This window comes from Bacteroides finegoldii DSM 17565 (assembly GCF_000156195.1).
Taxonomy (GTDB): domain Bacteria; phylum Bacteroidota; class Bacteroidia; order Bacteroidales; family Bacteroidaceae; genus Bacteroides; species Bacteroides finegoldii.
In genome coordinates this window covers 88,601-96,186 of sequence record NZ_GG688334.1, presented here as the reverse complement: position 1 = coordinate 96,186, position 7,586 = coordinate 88,601, and the positions used below count along the sequence as shown (strand labels likewise).

Here is a 7,586-nt window from a genome sequence, read left to right as displayed (position 1 = left end):
CCCGTTCACTTTCTTTCGGACTTGTACGGGGCGCGATATATACGTTTTAGCTTGCTAGACACTGAAGTTTTACTTTTCATCATGTCATAACCTTATTGAATTTCTTCAGGTGGTTATAGCACGAGGGTTCCACCTCTTCCCATTCCGAACAGAGAAGTTAAGCCTCGTCACGCCGATGGTACTGCGTAACAGTGGGAGAGTAGGTAGCCGCCGTTTTTAAGAAGCCTCGCTTGTCTATTGACGGGCGAGGCTTTCTGTTTTTCTTCATAATACCTATTAAAAAAGTGAATATTTACTGATAATTTGTATGTTATGAGGATATTTATTTGTATCTTTGTCGCCCGAATTGTAAGCTAACGATTTTAAAAAGAGAGAAGCTTTGGGAAAATTTGATAAATACAAAATTGACTTGAAAGGTATGCAGGCAGACTCTGCTAAGTATGAGTTTGTGTTGGATAACCTTTACTTCGCTCACATTGATGGTCCTGAAGTTCAGAAAGGAAAGGTGAATGTTACATTGACCGTAAAAAGAACCTCTCGTGCTTTCGAGCTGAGTTTTCAGACGGATGGAATGGTATGGGTACCATGCGACCGTTGTCTGGATGATATGGAGTTGCCTATCAGCTCTTCTGATAAGCTGATGGTGAAATTTGGACATGAATATGCGGAGGAGGGAGATAACCTTATCGTGATTCCCGAAGAGGAAGGAGAAATCAACGTAGCATGGTTCATGTATGAGTTTATTGCGCTCGCTATTCCGATGAAGCATATACATGCTCCCGGTAAGTGCAATAAAGCAATGACTAGTAAATTGAATAAGCATTTGAAGACAAATGCGAATGAGGATAGCGATGTAGATGACAGCTTCGATGCAGGTGGTGGCGAAGACATCGTAATAGAGGAAGAAGTGGAGGAACAAATCGATCCTCGCTGGAATGAATTAAAAAAAATATTAGATAATAATTAAAGTTTTAAGAAAATGGCACATCCTAAGAGAAGACAATCAAGTACGAGACAAGCGAAGAGAAGAACTCACGATAAGGCGGTAGCTCCTACATTGGCTATCTGTCCGAATTGCGGTGAATGGCATGTTTACCACACTGTATGTGGCGCTTGCGGTTATTACAGAGGTAAGCTTGCTATCGAGAAAGAAGCAGCTGTATAATTAGTACAGTCATACTGAAAACAGCCTGAGGGTAAATCTCTCCGGCTGCTTTAAGTATTATAGTATTGCTAATTTAAAATAGGTTTGATGGAAAAAATAAATGCAGTAATCACAGGAGTCGGTGGATACGTTCCGGATTATATCTTGACTAACGACGAGATATCAAAGATGGTGGATACCAACGACGAATGGATTATGACTCGTATTGGAGTAAAAGAAAGACACATTCTGAATGAGGAAGGATTAGGCAGTTCGTATATGGCGCGTAAGGCTGCCAAACAGTTGATGAAAAAAACTGGCGCCAATCCTGATGATATTGATTTGGTTGTTGTTGCTACTAGTACTCCTGACTATCACTTCCCTTCTACAGCTTCTATTCTTTGCGATAAACTCGGACTGAAAAATGCATTTGCTTTCGACTTGCAGGCTGCTTGTAGCGGTTTTCTCTATTTGATGGAGACGGCTGCGAATTTTATTCGTTCGGGAAGATATAAGAAAATTATCATCGTCGGTGCCGATAAGATGTCGTCGATGGTCAACTATACAGATCGTGCTACCTGTCCTATCTTTGGTGACGGTGCTGCCGCTTTTATGGTGGAGCCGACTACGGAAGATGTGGGTATTATGGATTCGATACTGAGAACGGATGGTAAAGGATTGCCTTTCCTACACATGAAAGCCGGCGGGTCGGTTTGTCCTCCGTCTTATTTCACAGTAGACAATAAAATGCATTATCTGCATCAGGAAGGAAGAACAGTGTTCAAATATGCTGTTTCCAGTATGTCGGATGTTTCTGCTGCAATCGCGGAAAAGAATGGACTGACAAAAGATAATATCGACTGGATTGTGCCGCATCAGGCAAATGTCCGTATCATCGAGGCAGTAGCCCATCGCATGGAAGTGCCGATGGATAAAGTGCTGGTAAATATCGAACATTACGGTAACACTAGTGCCGGTACGCTTCCTTTGTGTATTTGGGATTTTGAGGATAAACTCAAGAAAGGCGATAACATCATCTTCACTGCATTCGGCGCCGGATTTACATGGGGTGCGGTATACGTGAAGTGGGGTTATGACGGAAAGAAGGAATAAGTACAAAAGTTACTGAACTATAACACTCAAAAACGCATCCTATTTCGATTCGATGCGTTTTTTTGTCTCAACCAATAAAATGAAGAGAAATGCATAAAGCTGGTTTTGTGAATATCGTAGGAAATCCGAATGTCGGAAAATCGACATTAATGAATGCTTTGGTGGGTGAACGTATTTCGATCGCTACCTTCAAAGCGCAGACTACTCGTCACCGGATTATGGGAATCTATAATACGGATGAGATGCAGATAGTTTTTTCTGATACTCCGGGAGTATTGAAACCTAATTACAAACTTCAGGAGTCTATGTTGAACTTTTCTACTTCGGCATTGACGGATGCGGATATCTTGCTTTATGTGACGGATGTGGTAGAGACGCCGGATAAGAATAATGAGTTTATGGCAAAGGTGCGTCAGATGACGGTGCCTGTATTGTTGCTCATTAACAAGATTGACCTTACCGACCAGGAGAAGCTGGTCAAGTTGGTGGAGGATTGGAAGGAACTGCTTCCGCAGGCCGAGATTATTCCGATTTCCGCAGCTTCTAAGTTCAACGTGGATTACGTGATGAAGAGGATCAAGGAATTGTTGCCGGATTCCCCTCCTTATTTCGGGAAGGACCAGTGGACGGACAAACCTGCCCGTTTCTTTGTGAACGAGATTATCCGGGAAAAGATTTTGTTGTATTACGACAAGGAGATTCCCTATTCGGTAGAGGTGGCTGTGGAAGAATTCAAGGAAGAAGCCAAGAAGATTCATATACGGGCAGTCATCTATGTGGAACGTGAATCGCAGAAGGGAATTATCATCGGCAAACAGGGAAAGGCGTTGAAAAAGGTTGCTACTGAGGCTCGCCGTGAATTGGAGCGTTTCTTCGGAAAGACAATCTTCTTGGAGACGTATGTGAAAGTTGATAAGGATTGGCGCAGTTCGGATAAAGAGTTGCGTAATTTTGGTTATCAGTTAGATTAAGAGTATTCATGCGACTGTGATAGTCGTGAAAAACAAGGTATTGAACTATGGGAAATTTAGTTGCAATTGTAGGACGCCCCAATGTGGGCAAGTCTACCTTATTTAACCGTCTGACGAAGACTCGTCAGGCTATTGTGAATGAAGCTGCGGGGACGACCCGCGACAGACAATATGGTAAGTCTGAGTGGCTGGGCCGTGAGTTTTCGGTGGTGGACACCGGAGGATGGGTGGTAAACTCGGATGATATCTTTGAAGAAGAGATTCGTAAACAAGTATTGCTGGCTGTAGAAGAAGCGGATGTTATTCTGTTTGTAGTGGATGTGATGAACGGAGTGACTGATTTGGATATGCAGGTAGCAGCTATCTTGCGCCGTGCGAAAAGTCCGGTGATAATGGTTGCCAACAAGACGGATAATCATGAATTACAATATAATGCTCCGGAATTCTATAAATTGGGATTGGGGGATCCGTATTGTGTTTCTGCCATAACCGGAAGTGGAACTGGTGATTTGATGGATTTGATTGTCAGTAAATTCAAGAAAGAAACGTCGGAGATTCTGGATGATGATATTCCCCGTTTTGCAGTGGTAGGCCGTCCGAACGCCGGTAAGTCTTCTATTGTGAATGCTTTTATCGGTGAAGACCGTAATATCGTGACAGAGATTGCGGGAACGACCCGCGATTCTATTTATACCCGTTACAATAAGTTCGGCTTTGATTTTTATCTGGTAGATACGGCCGGTATCCGTAAAAAGAGCAAGGTCAATGAGGATTTGGAATATTACTCGGTTATTCGTTCTATTCGTGCCATCGAAGGTTCGGATGTGTGTATTCTGATGCTGGATGCTACAAGAGGTATAGAAAGCCAGGACTTGAATATATTCTCTTTGATTCAGAAGAACCAGAAAGGACTGGTAGTGGTAATCAATAAATGGGATTTGGTGGAGGATAAATCAGTGAAAGTACAGAAAACATTTGAGGAAGCTGTCCGTTCGCGTTTTGCTCCGTTTGTCGATTTCCCGATTATTTTTGCTTCGGCGCTGACTAAACAGCGTATCCTGAAAGTGCTTGAAGAAGCCCGTAACGTATACGAGAACCGTACAACAAAGATACCGACCGCCCGTCTGAATGAAGAAATGCTTCCGTTGATCGAGGCATATCCACCTCCTTCAAATAAAGGTAAGTATATCAAGATTAAATATATCACACAGTTGCCGAATACGCAAGTACCTTCATTTGTCTATTTTGCCAACTTGCCTCAGTACGTGAAGGAGCCTTACAAACGTTTCTTGGAAAACAAAATGCGCGAAAAGTGGAATCTGACAGGCACACCGATTAATATCTATATCCGTCAGAAATAAGACTCACCACAGAGGACACAGAGAACGCAGAGGTTTAATATAAAAAGCAACCGACTCTTATGAATCGGTTGCTTTTTTATGATTGGAGATATTATGAGATACTCACCGAATCATTTTTGATTATTTCGGATAAATCCATTATTTCCCTCTGTGTCCTCTGCGTCCTCTGTGGTGAACCTATTTTTCCAATTGGAAATCTTTGCGGCGTAGTACGAAACTATTACTCAAGTACTTTTCACGCACAATCTGGTTCTCCGACAATTCTTCCGGCGTGCCTTGAAAAAGAATCTTTCCTTCAAACAGTAGATAGGCGCGGTCGGTAATGCTAAGTGTTTCCTGTACGTTATGGTCGGTAATCAGGATACCGATATTTTTATCTTTCAGTTTCCATACAATCTGTTGGATGTCTTCTACAGCAATCGGGTCGACACCGGCAAATGGTTCGTCAAGCATGATGAATTTAGGGTCAATGGCAAGGCAACGTGCGATTTCCGTACGACGGCGTTCGCCACCGGACAGCTGGTTACCCTTGTTCTTGCGCACCTTTTGCAGACGGAATTCTGCTATCAGACTTTCGAGCTTTTCCTTCTGATACTCTTTAGGCTTGTTGGTCATCTCGAGCACAGCAGCAATATTGTCTTCCACACTCATCTGGCGGAATACGGAGGCTTCCTGTGCAAGGTATCCGATTCCCGTTTGTGCCCGTTTGTAAACTGGATATTTGGTAATCTCCAAGTCGTCGAGGAAGATACGGCCTTCATTAGGGGTAATCAACCCGACGGTCATATAGAATGAAGTCGTCTTACCGGCACCATTCGGTCCCAGCAAACCTACAATCTCACCTTGCTTCACATTGATGGAAACGTGGCTTACAACGGTCCGTTTACCGTACTTCTTAACCAGGTCTTCCGTGCGGAGCACCATCTTGCTTTCTGCCATATTCTAGTTATTTTGCGGCAAATGTAGTAAAAATAAGCTGAAATAATGTACATTTGCAGACAAATAGTGTGAGTTATGATAAAAGCATTGAGAACCGTCGGAAGATATTTTATGCTGATGGGGCGGACTTTTTCCCGTCCCGAGCGGATGCGTATGTTTTTCCGGCAATACCTAAACGAGTTGGAGCAGCTAGGTGTAAACTCCATCGGTATCGTCCTGCTGATTTCGTTTTTCATCGGCGCGGTGATTACCATTCAGATTAAGTTGAATATCGAAAGTCCGTGGATGCCCCGTTGGACAGTGGGATATGTGACACGTGAGATTATGTTGTTGGAGTTTTCTTCTTCTATCATGTGTCTGATTCTTGCGGGAAAGGTCGGATCGAATATTGCTTCGGAACTGGGAACCATGCGGGTGACACAGCAGATCGACGCGCTTGAAATCATGGGAGTCAATTCGGCCAATTATCTGATATTGCCTAAAATTACAGCAATGGTGACTGTTATTCCTATATTGGTGACGTTCAGTATTTTTGCCGGGATTATCGGTGCTTTTTGTACCTGTTGGTTTGCCGGTGTGATGAATGCCGTCGATCTGGAATATGGTTTGCAATATATGTTTAACGAATGGTTTATCTGGGCGGGTATCATCAAATCTCTCTTCTTCGCCTTTATCATTGCAAGTGTATCCGCTTTCTTCGGATATACGGTGGATGGTGGTTCGATTGCTGTGGGAAAAGCCTCGACGGATTCCGTAGTATCCAGCAGTGTGTTGATTTTGTTTGCGGACTTGGTATTAACTAAACTTTTGATGGGATGATTGATATTAAAGGACTTTATAAATCATTTGATGACAAAACAGTATTGAGTGATATCAATGCAACTTTTGAGAACGGAAAGACGAACTTGATTATCGGTCAGAGTGGTTCCGGAAAGACGGTGTTGATGAAATGTATTGTGGGGTTGCTCACACCGGAGAAAGGGGAGGTCTTGTATGACGGACGTAACCTTGTGCTGATGGGGAAGAAAGAGAAAAAGATGCTTCGCAAGGAGATGGGAATGATCTTCCAGAGTGCGGCTCTTTTCGATTCCATGTCGGTGTTGGATAATGTGATGTTTCCTTTGAATATGTTTAGCAACGATACGTTGCGCGACCGTACCAAACGGGCTATGTTCTGCCTGGATCGTGTCAACCTGTCCGAAGCGAAAGACAAGTATCCCGGAGAAATCAGTGGAGGTATGCAGAAACGTGTAGCTATTGCACGTGCTATTTCTTTGAATCCGCAATATTTGTTCTGCGACGAGCCGAACTCGGGACTAGACCCGAAAACCTCATTGGTGATTGATGACTTGATTCATGACATCACTCAGGAATATAATATGACCACCATTATTAATACGCATGACATGAATTCCGTTTTGGGAATCGGTGAGAAGGTGATTTATATTTATGAAGGTCACAAGGAGTGGGAAGGGACGAAAGACGATATCTTCACTTCTACCAACGAACGTCTGAATAACTTTATTTTCGCCTCAGACTTGCTTCGTAAGGTGAAGGAGCTGGAAGTACAGAATATGGAAGGCTGATTATATATAGGCAATAAAAAAACTTCTGTCATCGGGTGGCAGAAGTTTCTTTTTTCTTAGCTATGTAGCGTCGGCATTTAAGCTTTAGGTCTAGCTTCTTTAACTACCATGGTGCGGCCCATGTACTCAGCTCCGTTCAATTCAGCGATAGCTTTAGCAGCTGCAGCATCGTCTTCCATTTCGATGAAAGCGAATCCTTTGGATTTACCGGTTTCACGGTCCATAATAACTTTGACTGATGATACTGCTCCGTAGTCTTCCATCACTTGTTGCAGATCTCCTTCCTTAACGCGGTAGTTAAGGTTTCCAACATAAATGTTCATAATGAAAATGATAAAAAATAAATAAATGAATAAAACTCTCTGGATAGATGGTTACTAATAAAAGGATTAAAACGACAGAGAGTTTACAAAGGGATATTCAGTAAATGTTCCTCTTTACTAAAAAATCAAGAGAAAGCTCACGTAAAGAC

9 protein-coding genes and 1 rRNA gene are annotated in these 7,586 nt (G+C 42.8%); 8 read left to right on the top strand and 2 right to left on the bottom strand.

The annotated features are described in order from the left end of the window. Nucleotides 1–105 precede the first annotated feature (105 nt). From rrf to der, 6 genes are all read left to right on the top strand, one after another. Nucleotides 106–216, top strand: a 5S ribosomal RNA gene (gene rrf / locus BACFIN_RS02035). 163 nt (nucleotides 217–379) lie between these two features. After that, nucleotides 380–967 (top strand): YceD family protein, encoded by a 588-nt coding sequence (locus tag BACFIN_RS02040; protein WP_007757564.1) that lies wholly within the window; start codon nucleotides 380–382, stop codon nucleotides 965–967. Nucleotides 968–979: 12 nt separating this feature from the next. After that, nucleotides 980–1,165 (top strand): 50S ribosomal protein L32, encoded by a 186-nt coding sequence (gene rpmF / locus BACFIN_RS0220235; RefSeq protein ID WP_004296852.1) that lies wholly within the window; start codon nucleotides 980–982, stop codon nucleotides 1,163–1,165. An 87-nt stretch (nucleotides 1,166–1,252) separates the two neighbouring features. Beyond that, on the top strand, nucleotides 1,253–2,257 hold the full coding sequence (locus BACFIN_RS02045; protein ID WP_007757562.1) for a beta-ketoacyl-ACP synthase III: 1,005 nt from the start codon (nucleotides 1,253–1,255) through the stop codon (nucleotides 2,255–2,257). 89 nt (nucleotides 2,258–2,346) lie between these two features. Beyond that, a complete protein-coding gene (gene era, locus BACFIN_RS02050; RefSeq protein ID WP_007757561.1) occupies nucleotides 2,347–3,228 on the top strand; it encodes a GTPase Era in 882 nt (293 codons plus the stop codon). Nucleotides 3,229–3,275: 47 nt separating this feature from the next. After that, a complete protein-coding gene (gene der, locus BACFIN_RS02055; protein WP_007757560.1) occupies nucleotides 3,276–4,589 on the top strand; it encodes a ribosome biogenesis GTPase Der in 1,314 nt (437 codons plus the stop codon). Nucleotides 4,590–4,766: 177 nt separating this feature from the next. Here der and lptB read toward each other — a convergent pair whose 3' ends face one another. Then, complete coding sequence (gene lptB, locus BACFIN_RS02060) at nucleotides 4,767–5,528, bottom strand: LPS export ABC transporter ATP-binding protein (RefSeq protein WP_007757559.1); 762 nt, start codon at nucleotides 5,526–5,528, stop codon at nucleotides 4,767–4,769. Between the two features lie 75 nt (nucleotides 5,529–5,603). Between lptB and BACFIN_RS02065 the strand changes: the two genes are divergently transcribed. Next, on the top strand, nucleotides 5,604–6,347 hold the full coding sequence (locus BACFIN_RS02065; RefSeq protein ID WP_007757558.1) for an MlaE family ABC transporter permease: 744 nt from the start codon (nucleotides 5,604–5,606) through the stop codon (nucleotides 6,345–6,347). Further along, on the top strand, nucleotides 6,344–7,114 hold the full coding sequence (locus BACFIN_RS02070; RefSeq protein WP_007757557.1) for an ABC transporter ATP-binding protein: 771 nt from the start codon (nucleotides 6,344–6,346) through the stop codon (nucleotides 7,112–7,114). The genes BACFIN_RS02065 and BACFIN_RS02070 overlap by 4 nt, the downstream gene beginning before the upstream one ends. 77 nt (nucleotides 7,115–7,191) lie before the next feature. On the opposite strand, the gene BACFIN_RS02075 is transcribed toward BACFIN_RS02070, so the two are convergent. Beyond that, nucleotides 7,192–7,437 (bottom strand): RNA recognition motif domain-containing protein, encoded by a 246-nt coding sequence (locus BACFIN_RS02075; protein ID WP_007757556.1) that lies wholly within the window; start codon nucleotides 7,435–7,437, stop codon nucleotides 7,192–7,194. Between the last annotated feature and the right edge of the window lie 149 nt (nucleotides 7,438–7,586).

What these genes read in the sequence shown, in the direction of transcription:
- BACFIN_RS02045 (WP_007757562.1), top strand. Translation starts at nt 1,253, where the DNA reads ATGGAAAAAATAAATGCAGTAATCACAGGAGTCGGTGGATACGTTCCG.
- BACFIN_RS02065 (WP_007757558.1), top strand. Translation starts at nt 5,604, where the DNA reads ATGATAAAAGCATTGAGAACCGTCGGAAGATATTTTATGCTGATGGGG.
- BACFIN_RS02075 (WP_007757556.1), bottom strand. Translation starts at nt 7,437, where the DNA reads ATGAACATTTATGTTGGAAACCTTAACTACCGCGTTAAGGAAGGAGAT.
- der (WP_007757560.1), top strand. Translation starts at nt 3,276, where the DNA reads ATGGGAAATTTAGTTGCAATTGTAGGACGCCCCAATGTGGGCAAGTCT.
- era (WP_007757561.1), top strand. Translation starts at nt 2,347, where the DNA reads ATGCATAAAGCTGGTTTTGTGAATATCGTAGGAAATCCGAATGTCGGA.
- BACFIN_RS02070 (WP_007757557.1), top strand. Translation starts at nt 6,344, where the DNA reads ATGATTGATATTAAAGGACTTTATAAATCATTTGATGACAAAACAGTA.
- rpmF (WP_004296852.1), top strand. Translation starts at nt 980, where the DNA reads ATGGCACATCCTAAGAGAAGACAATCAAGTACGAGACAAGCGAAGAGA.
- lptB (WP_007757559.1), bottom strand. Translation starts at nt 5,528, where the DNA reads ATGGCAGAAAGCAAGATGGTGCTCCGCACGGAAGACCTGGTTAAGAAG.